The sequence below is a fragment of the Streptomyces odontotermitis genome, from assembly GCF_050510915.1.
Taxonomy (GTDB): Bacteria; Actinomycetota; Actinomycetes; order Streptomycetales; family Streptomycetaceae; genus Streptomyces.
Map to the genome: position 1 here is coordinate 621,652 of NZ_JBNJLS010000001.1, position 15,529 is coordinate 637,180.

The following is a 15,529-nucleotide window of genomic DNA, read 5'->3' on the forward strand; positions in this document are numbered from 1 at the left end:
CTCCCGGGTGCTCCTGCTGCTCATGGTCCCCGGAGTCGCGTACTTCCTGGTGTTCCACTACGGCGCCTTCTTCGGCAACGTGGTGGCCTTCAAGGAGTACGTGCCCTTCGACGGACTCTGGGCCAGCCCCTGGGTCGGGGGCGACAACTTCAGCCGGATGTTCGGGGATCCGGACTTCTGGCACGCGACGGGGAACACCCTGTTCCTCGCCACGCTGCAGCTCGTCTTCTTCTTCCCGGTCCCGCTCGGCCTCGCCCTGCTGCTGCACAGCCTGACCCACGATCTGACCCGGCGGTTCGTGCAGTCGATCGTCTATCTGCCGCACTTCCTGTCGTGGGTCATCGTCGTCGCGCTCTTCCAGCAGGTGCTCTCCGACACGGGACTGCTCAACTCCGTGCTCGGTGACGCCGGGCTGCACTCCATCGACATCATCGGCAACCCGGACGCGTATCCCGCGCTCGTCGTCGCCCAGGTGGTCTGGAAGGACGCGGGCTGGGGCACGATCATCTTCCTCGCCGCGCTGATGCAGGTGGACGAGCAGCAGTACGAGGCCGCCGCGATCGACGGGGCCGGGCCCTGGCGGCGGTTCTGGCACGTCACGCTGCCCGGCATCCGGCCCGTGATCATCCTGCTGCTGATCCTCAGGCTCGGCGACTTCCTCAACACCGGCCTCGAACAGATGCTGCTGCAGCGTCAGTCGGTCGGGCCGGAGACCGGTGAGGTCCTCGACACCTTCGTGTTCTGGCAGGGCATCGTCGGCGGCGACACCGGCTACGCGGCCGCGGCGGGCCTCTTCAAGGGAGTTGTTGGTGCGATCCTCGTCTTCACGGCCAACAAGATCGCCCACCGTCTCGGCGAGCAGGGAGTCTACAAGTGAGCACTGACGCACCGCGGTTGGCGCCGGTCAGGCCCTCCTGGATGGAGAAGCCGAAGCCCGTCACGAAGATCGCGAAGACCCTCGCCGTCGTCACCGTCCTCGCCCTCGTCCTGGTGCCGTTCCTCGTCATCGTCTCGACGTCCTTCGCCTCCAACCGCGAGGTCGTCGAGAACGGCGGCTGGGTGATCTGGCCGAGCGATCCGACGCTGCGCGCCTACGAGCAGATATTCGAGGGCGGGGTCGTCACCAAGGCGCTGTGGGTGAGTGTCGGGGTCACCGTCATCGGCACGGCCTTCTCGCTCGCGTGCACCACGCTCCTCGCGTACGCGCTGAGCCGTCCCAAGGTCTTCGGCGGCCGGCCGATCCTCCTGTTCGTCCTGTTCACCTTCCTCTTCCCGCCCGGCATGATCCCGGCCTTCCTGCTGGTCAAGGGCATGGGAATGCTGGAGAGCTACAGCGCGATCATCGCCCCCGTCCTCATCAACGTCTTCAACCTCGTCGTGCTGCGCGGCTTCTTCCAGGGCATCCCGGAGGAGCTGTACGAGGCGGCGCGGATCGACGGCGCGGGCGACTGGGCCGTGCTGTGGCGGATCGTCCTGCCGCTGTCCAAGGCGGCGCTCGCCGTGGTCGGGCTCTTCTACGTGGTCAGCTACTGGAACGCCTGGTTCCATGCCTCGATCTATCTGAACTCCGACCAGTGGCCGCTCCAGCAGGTCCTGCGGACGTATGTGATGGGCGGCTCGCAGATCGCCGACACCGGGCTCAGCGACGCCGCGAACGTCTCGGCACCGCAGACCATGCAGATGGCCATCCTCGTCGTGGCCACCGTGCCCGTCCTGCTCGTCTACCCCTTCCTGCAGAAGTACTTCACCAAGGGCGTGCTCACCGGCGCCATCAAGAGCTGAGCCAACTCCCCCCTCCCCACCGAGAGGTTGACACTCATGTCTGCTCCGGACTCCTCGTCCTCCTCGTCCTCCTCGATCTCCTCGATGTCGCGCCGGACGCTGCTGCGCTCCATCGCCGTCGGGGGCGCCGCGATCGCCGCGCCCTCGGTGCTCACCGCGTGTTCCACCGGCTCCAGCGGGGGCGGGGACGTCTCCAACGCGGGCAAGAAGGCGGCGCCCTGGCCGACGTACACCGCCGTCAAGGGCCCGGCGCCCGACCTCGCCCCCGACATCAAGGGCGTGCAGGCGGGCTACACCAAGTACCCGGAGAAGCTCGTCCAGGCGATGAGCCAGAAGCCCGGCACCGGCAAGGAGAAGATCAAGGTCCTCTCCATCACGTACGGCACTCCGCCCAAGCCCCTCGGCTCCAACAAGTACTGGCAGGCGGTCAACGAGGCCCTCGGCGTCGACATCGAGTTCACCGTCGTGCCCGACGCGGACTACCGGGCCAAGATGTCCACGCTGATGTCGGGCGACGACCTGCCGGACGTCATCAACTTCGGCGGCGGCTACTTCCTGCCCCGCGAGCAGCAGTTCGTGAAGAGCCGCTGCGCCGACCTCTCCGACCACCTGTCGGGCGACAACATCAAGCACTACCCGAACCTCGCCAACATCCCCACGTACGCCTGGGAGGGCATGGGCCGCATCGCGGGCCGCATCTACGGGCTGCCCATCGAGCGGGCCAAGGTGCAGGGCGCGATGTTCATCAACCGGGAGGCGTTCGACGAGGCCGGCTACAAGCCGGGCATGACGGCCGAGGACTTCGCGGCGATGGCGAAGGACGCCTCGAAGGGCAAGAAGTTCGCGCTCGGCGCGTCGACGGTCGGGATCTTCGGCTACCTGTACCACGCGATGTGGCACGGGGCGCCCAACGAGTGGCAGATCAAGGACGGCAAGGTCACTCCCATGTACGGGACGGACGAGTTCAAGGCCGCCCTGGAGTTCATGTCGGACATGCGCAAGGACGGCTCGTACACCCCGGACGCCACGTCGATCTCGCAGGTGGACCTGAAGACGCAGTTCTACAACGGCACGGTCCGCTCCATGACGGACGGCTGGGGCGCCGTGCTCTCCAACGCCCAGGGAATCAAGGACGAGTTCACGCTCGACTGCGCCGTGCCGTACACGGTCGGCGGGGCGTCCACCGTCTACCAGCAGAACCGCGGCTGCTTCGGCTACACCGTCCTCAAGAAGGCGTCCAAGGAGCGCATCAAGCTGATCCTGCGCGTCCTGGACTGGCTGGCCTCGCCGTTCGGCTCCAAGGAGTACCAGCTGATGCACTACGGCCTGGAGGGCCGCCACTTCACGTACGACAAGAACGGCGACCCGGTGCCGACCTCCACCGGCCTCGTCGAGTCCAAGACCAACCTGCCCTTCGCGTACCTCATGGACGCCCCGCAGGTCCTCTACAACCCCGGCTACCCGGACCTCACCAAGCGGCTGCACGCCTGGCAGCAGAAGGTCGCCCCGCAGCTGGTGCCGAACGACCACTGGGGGCTGCAGTCCTCGACGTACAACCGGCAGCAAGCCACCATGCAGCAGATCATCGAGGACGGGGTGACGGCGATCGTCGCGGGCCGCAAGAAGGTCTCCGACTGGGACTCCATCCACGACAAGTGGCTGGCGCAGGGCGGCAGCAAGACCATCCAGGAGTTCGAGAAGGAGTGGGAGGCCGCGCACTGACCCCTGCGAACCGCCCTGCGGGGCGGTTCGCGATGATGGAGGCCGGCGCGGGATGCCGGGGCGTGGTGACGGGGCGTGGTGGTCCACAACCACGCCTCGGACGGGGCGAGTTGAGGAGAGACAACTGTGGGTGAGCGGGTCACCATCCGCGATGTGGCCGCGCGCGCGGGCGTCTCGGTAGCCACCGTCTCGCGGGTGCTCGCGGGCAACTATCCGACGTCGACGGCGTCGCGCGCCAAGGTCCTGCGGGCCGTCAAGGACCTGGACTACGTCGCCAACGCGCACGCGCGGGCGCTCGCGGGCGCGGGGCGCAAGATGATCGCGGTCCTCATGTACGACGTGGTGGGGTCCTTCTACGGGGAGGTCGCCCAGGGCGTGGAGATGGAGGCCGCCCGGCACGGCAGGCTCACCCTCGTCGCGTCGACGGGCAGCGACCCGGAGCGGGAGCTGGCCCTCGTGCAGATGATGCGCGAACAGGCCGCCGAGGCCGTGGTCCTGGTCGGCGGCGTCACCCAGGACGAGGAGTACCGCTCACGGATGGCGCGGTACGCGGAGGCGCTCGCGGCGGCGGGCTCCCGGCTCGTGCTGTGCGGCCGCCCGGCCCCGGCCCCGGACGTGCCCGCGCTCGTCGTCGAGTACGACAACGAGTCGGGCGCGCACGCGATCACCAGCCATCTGCTGAGCGCGGGCCACCGCAGGATCGCCCTCATCGGCTACTCCCCCGGCAACACGACCGGCGACGACCGCGTCACCGGGTATCTGCGCGCGCTCGACGACCACGGGGTGCCGCGCCAGGAGGCGATCCTCCACGGCGTGGGCTTCGGCCGGCACAACGGCTACCAGGCGATGCGGGAACTCCTCGAAAAGGCCGACGGGAAACCGGAGTTCACGGCGGTGTTCGGCGGCGACGACCGGGCCGCGGCGGCGGCCTGCACGGCGCTGCGGGAGTTCGGCCTGCGGATTCCGGAGGACGTCTCGGTGGTGGGGTACAACGACGACCCCGTCGCGGGCGACGTCGTACCCGGCCTGACGACCGTGCACATCCCCGGGGAGGAGCTGGGCCGGATGGCGGTGCGGCGGGCCCTGGCGGGCGGGCCCCGGGGGGCTCAGGAGCGGCACGTTCTGGGGACGCACATCGTCGTACGGGAGAGTGTGCGGGCGCCGCGGCGGGGGTGACTGGTCCTCTCCGGCTCTCCGCGCCGGGGCTCTCGCCGCGCCGCGGCCTGGCTTCGCGGCGCTCCGCGCCCCCGTGTCTGCGGCGCTCCGCGCCGTGCCTCTCCGGCGCTCCGCGCCGTGAACCCGCCGCTCCGCGGCGGTCTCCCACCCGGCCCACCCGGCCCACCCGGCACTCTGCGACTTTCCGAGACCTACCGCGGCTCTTGTCGCGTCCGCCCTATCACCTCGGCCACTTCCCCCGGCGCGTCCCGCGCCACCAAGTGCCCTGCCCCGTACGCCACTTGATAGCTCGCCCCGAGCTCCTCCGCCAACCCCCGCTGCTGCTCCAGCCACCCCCGCGATCCCCCCGCGTACGCCGCGAGCACCGCGACCGGCACCCCGGCAGGGAGCGGCAACTCACCTCGGAGCGCGCCCAGTTGCTGCGCCACCTCGCCGTACGTCGCGTACTCCATGAGCCCGCCCCGCGCACCCCGGATCACCCGCCCGACCGCACGGGTCACCCCGAGACGGGCCGCTCTCGCGGGCAGCGGCCGCACCCGGCGGCCGCCCCGGTGGAACGGCACGCTGGAGTCGATCAGGACCAGGCCCGCCGTCCGGTCGGGGTGGCGGCGGGCGAACGCCTCCACGTGGAATCCGGCCAGCGAGTGGCCGACGGCCGTGACCCGGCGGGCGCCCAGGCCGAGCGCGTCCAGGACGTGGGCGATCCGGTCGGCCTCCGCCTCGAGGGCGGGTGCCGTGCGGGCGGGGGCGCTGCGGCCGACGCCCGGGCGGTCGAAGGTGACCGTCGTCCAGCCCGCGCCGGTGAGCAGCGGCACCACCAGGTCCCAGTGGGAGCAGGGCAGTCCGAGTCCGGCGCTGAGGACGCAGACGGGCCCCGCACCGTCGCCGGTCACCTGCGCGTGGTGCGGCACTCCCCCGATCCGTACGAACCGCACGAACCGCACGAACGTCATGGCGTGCGCCGTCGTCGTCTGGTCACCGTCCCCGCCAGCAGGCCCAGCCAGACCGCGATCAGGAGCACCTGGAGGCGCTGGCCGAGGCCGAGGGCCCAGGAGCCGCGGCCCGTGTCGAGGGCGGCGATGCCCGCCAGAGTCCATACGGTGGCGGCCAGTTCGAGGGCGACGAAAGCGGGGCCGCGGCGGGCCAGCGGGGGCAGGGCGCCGTAGCGGCGGGCGGCGAGGGTGAGCAGGACCATGGCGACGAGGGCGGCCGTGACCGCGACGCTGCTGCTGACCGAGTGCGCGGTGTGCGTCGCGGGCACGAGTCCGTCGCGTTCCCGTGCCGCGCACGCGGAGTCGGAGGTCGGGGCGCAGCTGAGCGGGAGCCGGGAGTCGGCCGCGGTGGCCGCCCCGAAGAGGGCGAGGGCCGCCCAGCCCGCGACGGCGAGGGGGCGCCGGGGCAGGGCGCGGGAGAACAGTCCGCAGCCGGCGCCCGCGAGGACGAGGAGCCCGGCGACGAGGTCCGTGGTGCGGAACAGGACGCCGTAGGGCTGGTCCTGGGCGGCGAGTTCGCTGACGTAGGCGAGGACGGGGTCGAGCCCGGTGGTGAGCAGGGCCTCCAGGACCCAGGCGCTGTAGGCGACGGCGCCGAGCGCGAGGAGCACGGCACAGGCGGCGACGAGGACTCCCTCGAGGGAGGACGCGGCGGGTGGCTTACGGAAGCGAGGGCTGGACATATCCGCACAAATGCTATTCGGCGAGCCGTGTGTCCTGGTGGTCAGGGTGGATCCACTCCGGTTTGCGGAACTTGAGGAAGGCGAAGGGCGCGAGGACGCCGATGAGCAGGAGGCCGCCGCCGACGATCAGGAGGTAGCGCCAGAGGGGGCCGCTGCCGAACTGGTCGGGCGGCACGAAGCCGATGCCGAGGGCGAGCAGCGAGGCGACGAAGCCGGTGCCCGCCACCAGCTTCACGGCGGGCACGACGAAGCCGCGCTCGACGTGCGGCCGGGTCACGCGCAGCCGCACCACGGCCAGGAACATCAGCAGGTACGCGATGAGATAGATCTGGATCGTGATGACGGAGAACATCCAGTACGCGCTGGAGACGTCGCTGCTGAACGCGTAGAGGATGCCGATCAGGGTGGTGAGCACGCCCTGCGCGACCATGATGTTCTGCGGGGCGCCGTGCTTGTTGAACCGCTGGAGGAAGGGCGGCAGATAGCCCTCCTGGCGGGCGATCAGGAGCAGGCCCTTGGCCGGTCCGCCGAGCCAGGTGAGCATGCCGCCGAGCGCGGCACAGACCAGCATGATGCCGACGACCTTCGTCATCCAGCCGATGTCGAAGTGCCCGAAGAAGGCGTCGAACGCCTGCATGAGGCCCGCGGTGAGGCTGAGCTGCTCGGACGGCATGACCCAGCTGATGGCCAGGGCCGGAAGGATGAAGATCAGCAGGACCAGGCCGGTGGCGAGGAACATCGCGCGCGGGTACTCGGCGCGGGGCTTGCGCAGGGACGTCACATGGACGCCGTTCATCTCCATGCCCGCGTACGAGAGGAAGTTGTTGACGATCAGGACGAGGCTGGACAGGCCCGTCCACGGCGGCAGCCAGTGATCGGCGCTCATGGGCGCGGCCGAGGCGTTGCCCTGCCCCAGGAAGACGAGGCCGAGGACGACGAGCAGGACGCCGGGGATCAGGGTGCCGATGATGAGGCCGAACGAGGAGAGACCGGCGATCGCCTTGGTCCCGCGCGAGCTGACCCACACGCCGGTCCAGTAGACGACGATGATGACGCAGGCGACGTACGGGCCGTTCTCGGCGAGGCTCGGGTGGATGACGTACGCGAAGGTCGAGGCGACGTACGCGAGCAGGCTCGGGTAGTACGCGATGGTCAGGGCGAACTGGCACCAGACGGCGACGAAGCCGAGCGGCTTGCCGAGCGCCTCGCTGACCCAGCGGTAGATGCCGCCGGACCAGCCGGAGGCGAGCTCGGCGCCGACGAGGGCGGTGGGCAGCAGGAAGACGATCGCGGGCAGCAGATAGAGGAAGACCGCGGCGAGCCCGTAGATGGCCATCGAGGGCGAGGGACGCAGGCTCGCCACGGAGGCGGTGGTCATCAGGGCGAGGGTCACCCAGGAGATGCTGTTTCTTCCCGGGAGTTCCCCCCGGACCCCCTGGCGCCGGGTGCCGGTGTCCCCGGCGAGCTCGTCGGCGCCACCGCCCGCCGCGGCCGCTCCCGCCATGGCCGCTCTTCCCGCTTCGCCCGCATTGTCCGCAGTCGTCATGCGCCCATGATCATGGGAGTGCCGGGGGGCCGCACGTCGCGGGATACCGGGCGGGGGTAGGGTGCGGTCCATGGCGACGACCACGAAGAGGCGGGCGGGGGCGCGGCAGCTGCTGCTGCTCGCCGCGCTGCTCTTCGGGATCGTGACGATGCATACGCTGGGGCATCCGACGGGGCACGGCTCCAGCTCCGGCTCCGGCTCCGGGGGGTCCGAAGCCTCCGCCATGACGCACGCCCAGGGCATGGCCGCCGGGCAGGACGTGACCGCCGGGCAGGGCATGACCGCTCACGAAGAGCGGCCGCCGCACGCGACGGGCGGCGCGGAAACGAAGCCCCGCGCCGAAGCGAAGCCCCTCCTCGGAACGAAGCCCCTCCTCGAAACGGCGTCCCGCACCACGGCGGACCCCGTCCCCGCCCGGCACGGCGGCATGGACCCGCTCTCCGTCTGTCTCGCCGTCCTCGGCGGCCTCACCCTCGTCCTGCTGCTCGCGGCCGCCGTGGCCCGGACGTGGGGCGGGGCCGGACTCGTGCGCCCGCGCGCCCTGCTCGCCGCCGCGCTGCGGCCGCGTCCGCCGCCGCCCCGCATACTCCTCGCCCGCCTGTCGGTGCTGCGCATCTAGGCCGCGTACCGGCTGCTCCGTGCTGCCCAGAACCGGGCCGGAGCGGCGTACGCGTCCCTTCACACGCACCATCGAGACGAGGTGTACTCAGACATGCGCACTCCCACTCCGCGCACCCCCGCTCCGCGCACGCACACTCCCGGCGCCCCTTCGCGCCGCACCCTGCTCGGCGCTTCGATCGCCGTCGCCGGCACGGGACTTCTGTCGGCCTGCTCCGGCTCCGACGGCTCCGGCGGCTCCAGCGGGTCCGGGCACGGCGGCCACGGCGGCACCGACGCCGCACCCGAGGGCTATGTCTCCCCCTCCGGCAAGGAGGTCGCCGCGGCCGAGAAGAAGCGCGGCAAGGGCCCGGTCCGCGAGGTCAAGCTCATGGCCATGGCGGGCAAGGTGGAGCTCGGCGACGGCGCGGCGGTCCGGACCTGGGCCTACGACGGGCGGCTCCCCGGCAAGGAGGTCCGGGTGACCGCGGGCGACACCCTCGCCCTCACCCTCGCCAACCACCTGCCCCAGCCCACGTCCCTGCACTGGCACGGCATCGCGCTCCGCAACGACATGGACGGCGTGCCCGGCGTCACGCAGAAGGACATCAAGCCCGGCGCGGACTTCACGTACCGCTTCACGGTGGCCCACCCCGGCACGTACTGGTTCCACCCGCACTCGGGCGTGCAGCAGGACCGCGGCCTGTACGCGCCACTGATCGTGGAGGACCCGAAGGAGCCCCTGAAGTACGACAAGGAGTGGGTCGTCGTCCTGGACGACTGGGTCGACGGGGTGCAGGGCTCGACCCCGGACGCGGTCCTCGCGGAGCTCCGCAAGGGCATGGGCGGCCACGACATGGGCGGCGACTCCGGCGGCATGGGCGGCATGGACCACGGCGGTGGCGGCGACGGCGGTGGCGGCCACGACATGTCCCACATGTCGATGGCGACGGACGGTTCACCGAAGCCGTCGGCCTCGGCCTCCGGCCCCTCCCGCATGATGATGGGCGCCAAGAGCGAGCTGCTCGGCGGCGACGCGGGCGACGTGGAGTACCCGCACTACCTCGTCAACGGCCGTACGCCCGGGGCCCCTTCGTCCTTCAAGGCCCGCCCCGGCGACCGCATCCGGATCCGCTTCATCAACGCGGGCGGCGACACCGCCTTCCGGGTCGCGCTCGGCGGCCACGAGATGACGGTGACGCACACGGACGGCTACCCGGTCCGGCACGCGAAGACGGACGCGCTGCTGCTCGGCATGGGCGAGCGCTACGACGTCCTGGTGACCGCGGGCGACGGGGTCTTCCCGCTGACCGCGCTCGCCGAGGGCAAGAAGGCGTCGGCGCTCGCGCTCCTGCGTACGGGAGGCGGCGCGGCCCCGTCGGCGAAGACCCGCCCCAAGGAGCTGGAGGGCCGCCTCCTGACCGCCGACAAGCTCACGGCGGACGCCTCCGTGGCCCTGAAGTCCCGCACACCGGACCGCACGGTCAAGCTCCAACTGACGGGCGGCATGGCCAAGTACGACTGGGCCTTCGACAAGAAGCCCTACTCCCCCTCGCAGCGCCACCCGGTCCGCGCGGGCGAACGCGTCCGCCTGGTCTTCGCCAACTCCACGTCGATGTGGCACCCGGTCCACCTCCACGGCCACACCTTCGCCCTGGCGAACGTCGCGGGCGGCCCCCGCAAGGACACCGCGATCGTCCTGCCGAACGGCACCCTGACGGTCGACTTCGACGCGGACAACCCGGGCCTGTGGATGGTGCACTGCCACAACGTGTACCACTCGGAGTCGGGGATGATGACGGTTCTGGGGTACCGGGCCTGACGCCCGTCGCGTACCGGGTGGCCCGGGGCCCGAGGGCCCGATGGTCCCGGCGCTGAGGCCCATCGGTCCCCGAGGAGGGACCCTGGAGGGATAAGCAGGAGGTAAAGATTCCGGCAGAGTGGATGGATCCCCCCACTCCACTCTGCCGGAAGGCCGTCCGAACATGTCCACACCCAGCACTTTCTCGCCCCCACCGCCCTTCCCCGTGCACCAGGCCCGCAACGGCCTCGGCACCGCCTCCCTCGTGCTCGGCATCATCGGTGTGCTGAGCGGGCTGATCCCGCTGCTGTTCTGGCTCGCGGGCATCCTCGCGGTGCTGGCCCTCGTCTTCGGACTCATCGGCGTCGGGCGGGCCCGCAAGGGGCAGGCCACCAACAAGAAGACCGCGATCTGGGGCACCTCGCTGGGCGCGGTCGCCGCGGTGCTCGCGGTCGTGGGCCTCGTCATCACCGTCACCGCCGTCGACGACGCCGTGAACTCGCTCAAGGGGACGGGCGGAAAGAAGGAGTCGTCGGCCGACAGAGACTCCAAGGGCTCCGACGAGCTCGGCTTCGGTGACACCTTCGCGTACGACGACGGCATGAAGGTGACCGTCGCCAAGCCTGCCGCGTACAGCCCCGGCGACTCCGCCGTCGGCCACAAGAAGGGCAACAAGGCCGTCCAGGTGCGCATCACCGTCGTGAACCGCTCGAAGGACAAGGTCGACCTGAGCCTCTCCACCGTCCACTTCAAGGACGCGAACGGCGCCGAGGCCGAGCAGATCTACGACGACGGGATGCCGAAGGAGTTCAGCGGAAAGCTGCGTCCGGGCAAGCAGGCCGTCGCGACGTATGCCGTCTCCCTCCCCGCCGATGCCGCCTCCTCCCTGGAGGCCGACGTCGAGCCCGGCTTCCTCGACTACGAGGACGCCAGCTGGACCGGCACGGTCAAGTAGGCCCCGCCCCACCGTCCGACAGGACATCGCGTCGCTCTGACGATTAAACTGGGCCGCGTGCCTCAACTACGTCTCGCACTGAACCAGATCGACTCCACCGTCGGCGACCTCTCCGGGAACGCCGAGGCGATCGTCCACTGGACCCGGCACTCCGCCGAGCAGGGGGCGCACCTCGTGGCGTTTCCCGAGATGGCGCTGACCGGGTACCCCGTGGAGGACCTCGCGCTGCGGTCCTCCTTCGTGCGGGCCTCGCGGGACGCGCTGCGCGCGCTCGCCGTGCGGCTGCGGGACGAGGGGTTCGGGGAACTGCCCGTCGTCGTCGGCTATCTCGACCGGTGCGACGAGGCCAAGCCCAAGTACGGGCAGCCCGCCGGGGCGCCGCGCAACGCGGGTGCCGTGCTGCACCGGGGGGAGGCCGTCCTCACGTACTCCAAGCACCACCTGCCGAACTACGGCGTCTTCGACGAGTTCCGGTACTTCGTGCCGGGCGAGACCCTGCCCGTCGTCCGGGTGCACGGCGTCGATGTCGCGCTCGCCATCTGCGAGGACCTCTGGCAGGACGGGGGGCGCGTGCCGGCGGCCCGGTCGGCGGGGGCGGGGCTGCTGCTGTCCATCAACGCGTCGCCGTACGAGCAGCACAAGGACGACCAGCGGCTCGAACTCGTGCGGAAGCGGGCGCAGGAGGCCGGGTGCACCACCGCCTATCTCGCCATGATCGGCGGGCAGGACGAGCTGGTCTTCGACGGGGACTCGATCGTCGTCGACAAGGACGGTGAAGTCATCGCGCGCGCACCGCAGTTCGCGGAGGGGTGTGTGGTGCTCGACCTGGAGCTGCCCGCCGCGGGGGACGTGCCGTCGGGGGTCGTGGACGACGGGCTGCGCATCGAGCACGTCACCGTCTCCGAGGAGCCCCTCGCCGCCTATGAACCCGAGCTCACCGGCGGGTACGCCGAGCGGCTCGACGACGACGAAGAGGTCTACTCGGCGCTGGTGGTGGGGCTGCGGGCGTACGTCGCCAAGAACGGCTTCCGGTCCGTGCTCATCGGGCTCTCCGGCGGCATCGACTCCGCGCTGACCGCCGCCATCGCCTGCGACGCCCTGGGCGCGCAGAACGTGTACGGGGTCGCCATGCCGTCCCGCTATTCGTCGGAGCACTCGATCAGCGACGCGGAGGAGCTGGCACGGCGCACCGGCCTCAACCTCCGCACGGTGTCCATCGCCCCGATGTTCGACGCCTACATGGGCGCGCTGGGGCTCACCGGCCTCGCGGAGGAGAACCTGCAGTCGCGGCTTCGCGGCACGATGCTGATGGCGCTCTCCAACCAGGAGGGCCACATCGTGCTCGCGCCGGGCAACAAGTCCGAGCTGGCGGTGGGGTATTCGACCCTGTACGGCGACTCGGTGGGCGCGTACGGGCCCATCAAGGACGTGTACAAGAGCTCGATCTTCCGGCTCGCGAAGTGGCGCAACCGGTCCGCCGCAGAGCAGGGCCACACCCCGCCGATCCCGGAGAACTCCATCACCAAGCCGCCCAGCGCGGAGCTCCGTCCCGACCAGGTCGACACGGACTCGCTGCCGGACTATCCCGTGCTCGACGGGATGCTGGAGCTGTACGTGGACCGGGACCAGGGCGCGGAGGCGGTCGTCGCCGCCGGGTACGACCGGGCCCTGGTGACCAAGACCCTGCGGATGGTGGACGCCGCCGAGTACAAGCGGCGCCAGTATCCGCCGGGCACGAAGATCTCCCCGAAGGGGTTCGGGAAGGACCGGCGCCTTCCGATCACCAACCAGTGGCGCGAGGGCAGTTGAGGGTTCCTCCCGAGGTTCGCCGCGGGGTTCGCCGCGGGGTTCGCCGCGGGGTTCCTCCCGAGGTTCGCCCCGAGGTCCGACCCGGGGGTCAGGTGCGGGCCGACTCGCAGGAGTCGGCTCCCTCGGCCCCCGGGGAGGCCGCCACCAGGCGCCCCTTGCCGAGGTCCACGCCCCGCCGCCGGTCCACCCCGTACGCCACCCCCGCCACGGCCACGCCGAGCACCGCGAGCCCCGCGCCCGCGACCGCCGGGGAGACCACGCCGAAGCCCGCCGCGAGGGCGAGGCCGCCGATCCAGGCGCCGCCCGCGTTGGCGAGGTTGAAGGCCGCCTGGTTCGCGGAGGAGGCGAGGGAGGGGGCCGCCGACGCCTTCTCCATGACCATGAGCTGGAGCGGGGATCCTGTGGTGAACGCGGCCGTGCCGAGCAGGACCACCGCGAGGGCGGCCGTGGCCTCCGTACGCATGAGGAGCGGGAAGAGCGCGAGCACGGCGGCGAGCGCGGTGAGGCCGCCGAAGAGGGTGCCGCGCAGGGAGTGGTCGGCGAGGCGGCCGCCGAGGAGGTTGCCCGCGGTCGCGCCGACGCCGAAGAGCGCCAGGAGCAGCGTGACGGTGGACTCCGCGTAGCCCGCCGCGTCCGTGAGCATGGGCGTGATGTAGCTGTAGGCGGCGAAGAGCGCGCCGAATCCCGCGACGGTCGTGCCGAGGGCCAGCCACACCGGCACGCTGCCGAGGGCCCGCAGCTCCCCGCGCAGGCCGACGGAGTCGCCGTGGCCGTGGTCGGCGGGGACGAGCAGCGCGAGCGAGGCGATCGCGGCGAGGCCGATGGCGCTGACCGCGAGGAACGTGGCGCGCCAGCCGAGCTGCTGCCCCATGGCGGTGGCCACCGGGACGCCCACGATGTTGGCGACGGTCAGGCCGAGGAACATCAGCGAGACCGAGCGGGCCTTGCGCTCCGGCGCGACGAGCCCGGTGGCGACGACGGCGCCGACGCCGAAGAACGCGCCGTGCGGCAGTCCGCTGAGGAAGCGCGCCGCCAGCAGCAGGTGGTAGTCGGGGGCGGCGGCCGAGAGCGCGTTGCCGACGACGAAGAGCACCATCAGGCCGATGAGCACGCGCCGCCGCGGCAGCTTCGCGGTGACGGCGGCGAGCAGCGGGGCGCCGATGACCACGCCGAGGGCGTACGCGGAGACCAGGTGTCCGGCGGTGGGCAGGGATATGTGCAGGTCGTCCGCGACGTTGGGCAGCAGGCCCATCATCACGAACTCGGTGGTGCCGATACCGAAAGCGCCCACGGCGAGGGCGAGCAGGGCCAGGGGCATGAGGGAGGGCTTTCCACGGGTGGGGCAGGAGGGGCGGAGCCCTCAAGGGTACGGCTCAGAGTTCGACGCGCGCCGCGATCGGCAGGTGGTCGCTGCCCGTCTCGGGCAGGGTCCAGGACGAGACCGGCTCGACGCCCTTGACCATGATCTGGTCGATGCGGGCCATCGGGAACGACGCGGGCCAGCTGAAGCCGAAGCCGCTGCCCGCCGCGCCCTGGGTGGAGCGCATCTGCGAGGTGACCGCGTTCAGCGCACGGTCGTTCATCGTGCCGTTCAGGTCGCCGAGCAGGATGGCCTTGCCGGTCGTGTCGTGCGAGATGGCCTTGCCGAGCGCGTCGGCGCTGTTGTCGCGCTGGGTGGCGGTGAAGCCCGCGTCGAGCTTGACCCGCACCGAGGGCAGGTGCGCCACGAAGACGGCGACCTCGCCCTTGGGCGTCTCGACCGTGGAGCGCATGGCGCGGACCCAGCCGAGCTTGATGTCGACGGGCTTCGTGCCGGTCAGCGGGTACTTGCTCCACAGGCCGACGGTGCCCTGCACGGAGTGGTACTTGTACGTGTCCTTGAGCGCCTTCTCGTACGTGGGGACGGCCGAGGCCGTGAGCTCCTCCAGGGCCACCACGTCGGCGCCGGACTTGGCGACGTCGCGGGCGGTGCCGGTCGGGTCGGGGTTGTCCGCGTTCACGTTGTGGGTGGCGACGGTGAGGTCGCCGCCGGTGCCCTGCTTGTCGGTGAGCAGGCCGCCGAAGGCGTTGAGCCAGACGATCACCGGGAGCAGCAGCGCGATCAGGGCGGTCGCGGACCTGCGGACCACGCCGATGACTAGGAGCACCGGGATGAAGACGCCGAGCCAGGGCAGGAAGGTCTCGGTGAGGCTGCCGAGGTTGCCGATGTCGTTCGGGATCTGCGCGTGGAACAGCATCACCAGGGCGAGCAGGACCGCGACGGCGGCGGTGGCGATGCCGCGCCGCCAGACGCCGGGGTCGTTGCGCAGGGTGTCCAGCAGGCGCCGGAGCCGACGGCGCCAGGACTGCGGGCCTTCGGGCCCCGAGCCGCCGTTGCCCGTCTCCGTCACATACGCCTGCGCCATCACTGCTGTCGCCTCGCTTGCCTGCCGTGCCCGCCATCTCTCCGCCCTGGAAACCCTAGGC

The 15,529-nt window shown here is 71.3% G+C and carries 13 protein-coding genes; 8 read left to right on the plus strand and 5 right to left on the minus strand.

The window, feature by feature from the left end; all coding sequences use genetic code 11:
- Positions 1–22 precede the first annotated feature (22 nt).
- The 4 genes from ACQB60_RS02885 to ACQB60_RS02900 all read left to right on the plus strand — a co-directional run bounded on the left by ACQB60_RS02885 (position 23) and on the right by ACQB60_RS02900 (position 4,680).
- Positions 23–877, plus strand: a complete 855-nt coding sequence (locus ACQB60_RS02885; protein WP_496924759.1) for an ABC transporter permease — start codon at positions 23–25, stop codon at positions 875–877.
- Positions 878–918: 41 nt separating this feature from the next.
- Positions 919–1,782 carry a carbohydrate ABC transporter permease gene (locus ACQB60_RS02890; RefSeq protein WP_496924760.1) on the plus strand — a complete coding sequence of 288 codons (864 nt, stop codon included), beginning with the start codon at positions 919–921 and terminating at the stop codon, positions 1,780–1,782.
- Positions 1,783–1,818: 36 nt separating this feature from the next.
- Positions 1,819–3,504 (plus strand): extracellular solute-binding protein, encoded by a 1,686-nt coding sequence (locus ACQB60_RS02895; protein ID WP_496924187.1) that lies wholly within the window; start codon positions 1,819–1,821, stop codon positions 3,502–3,504.
- Between the two features lie 126 nt (positions 3,505–3,630).
- Positions 3,631–4,680: a LacI family DNA-binding transcriptional regulator gene (locus tag ACQB60_RS02900; RefSeq protein WP_496924188.1), complete on the plus strand. Its 1,050-nt coding sequence runs from the start codon at positions 3,631–3,633 to the stop codon at positions 4,678–4,680.
- Between the two features lie 191 nt (positions 4,681–4,871).
- Here ACQB60_RS02900 and ACQB60_RS02905 read toward each other — a convergent pair whose 3' ends face one another.
- The 3 genes from ACQB60_RS02905 to gadC are packed head-to-tail and all read right to left on the minus strand — an operon-like array spanning position 4,872 to position 7,901.
- On the minus strand, positions 4,872–5,633 hold the full coding sequence (locus tag ACQB60_RS02905) for an alpha/beta fold hydrolase (RefSeq protein WP_496924189.1): 762 nt from the start codon (positions 5,631–5,633) through the stop codon (positions 4,872–4,874).
- Positions 5,630–6,355, minus strand: coding sequence for a DUF998 domain-containing protein (locus ACQB60_RS02910; protein WP_496924190.1), 726 nt, complete (start codon positions 6,353–6,355; stop codon positions 5,630–5,632). Before ACQB60_RS02910 ends, ACQB60_RS02905 begins: the two co-directional genes overlap by 4 nt.
- 13 nt (positions 6,356–6,368) lie before the next feature.
- Positions 6,369–7,901 (minus strand): glutamate/gamma-aminobutyrate antiporter GadC, encoded by a 1,533-nt coding sequence (gadC, locus tag ACQB60_RS02915; RefSeq protein ID WP_496924191.1) that lies wholly within the window; start codon positions 7,899–7,901, stop codon positions 6,369–6,371.
- 70 nt (positions 7,902–7,971) lie between these two features.
- Between gadC and ACQB60_RS02920 the strand changes: the two genes are divergently transcribed.
- From ACQB60_RS02920 to ACQB60_RS02935, 4 genes are all read left to right on the plus strand, one after another.
- Positions 7,972–8,520 carry a hypothetical protein gene (locus ACQB60_RS02920; protein ID WP_496924192.1) on the plus strand — a complete coding sequence of 183 codons (549 nt, stop codon included), beginning with the start codon at positions 7,972–7,974 and terminating at the stop codon, positions 8,518–8,520.
- Positions 8,521–8,613: 93 nt separating this feature from the next.
- On the plus strand, positions 8,614–10,320 hold the full coding sequence (locus ACQB60_RS02925; RefSeq protein WP_496924193.1) for a multicopper oxidase family protein: 1,707 nt from the start codon (positions 8,614–8,616) through the stop codon (positions 10,318–10,320).
- 163 nt (positions 10,321–10,483) lie between these two features.
- The gene (locus tag ACQB60_RS02930; RefSeq protein WP_496924194.1) at positions 10,484–11,254 is read left to right on the plus strand and encodes a DUF4190 domain-containing protein; all 771 of its coding nucleotides are present in this window, start codon (positions 10,484–10,486) and stop codon (positions 11,252–11,254) included.
- Positions 11,255–11,311: 57 nt separating this feature from the next.
- Positions 11,312–13,063, plus strand: coding sequence for an NAD+ synthase (locus ACQB60_RS02935; protein ID WP_496924195.1), 1,752 nt, complete (start codon positions 11,312–11,314; stop codon positions 13,061–13,063).
- An 88-nt stretch (positions 13,064–13,151) separates the two neighbouring features.
- On the opposite strand, the gene ACQB60_RS02940 is transcribed toward ACQB60_RS02935, so the two are convergent.
- Together ACQB60_RS02940 and ACQB60_RS02945 are read right to left on the minus strand one after the other, a co-directional pair.
- A complete protein-coding gene (locus ACQB60_RS02940) occupies positions 13,152–14,381 on the minus strand; it encodes an MFS transporter (protein ID WP_496924196.1) in 1,230 nt (409 codons plus the stop codon).
- Positions 14,382–14,436: 55 nt separating this feature from the next.
- Entirely contained in the window at positions 14,437–15,471 is a 1,035-nt protein-coding gene (locus ACQB60_RS02945) for an endonuclease/exonuclease/phosphatase family protein (protein WP_496924197.1), read from the minus strand.
- Positions 15,472–15,529 lie beyond the last annotated feature (58 nt).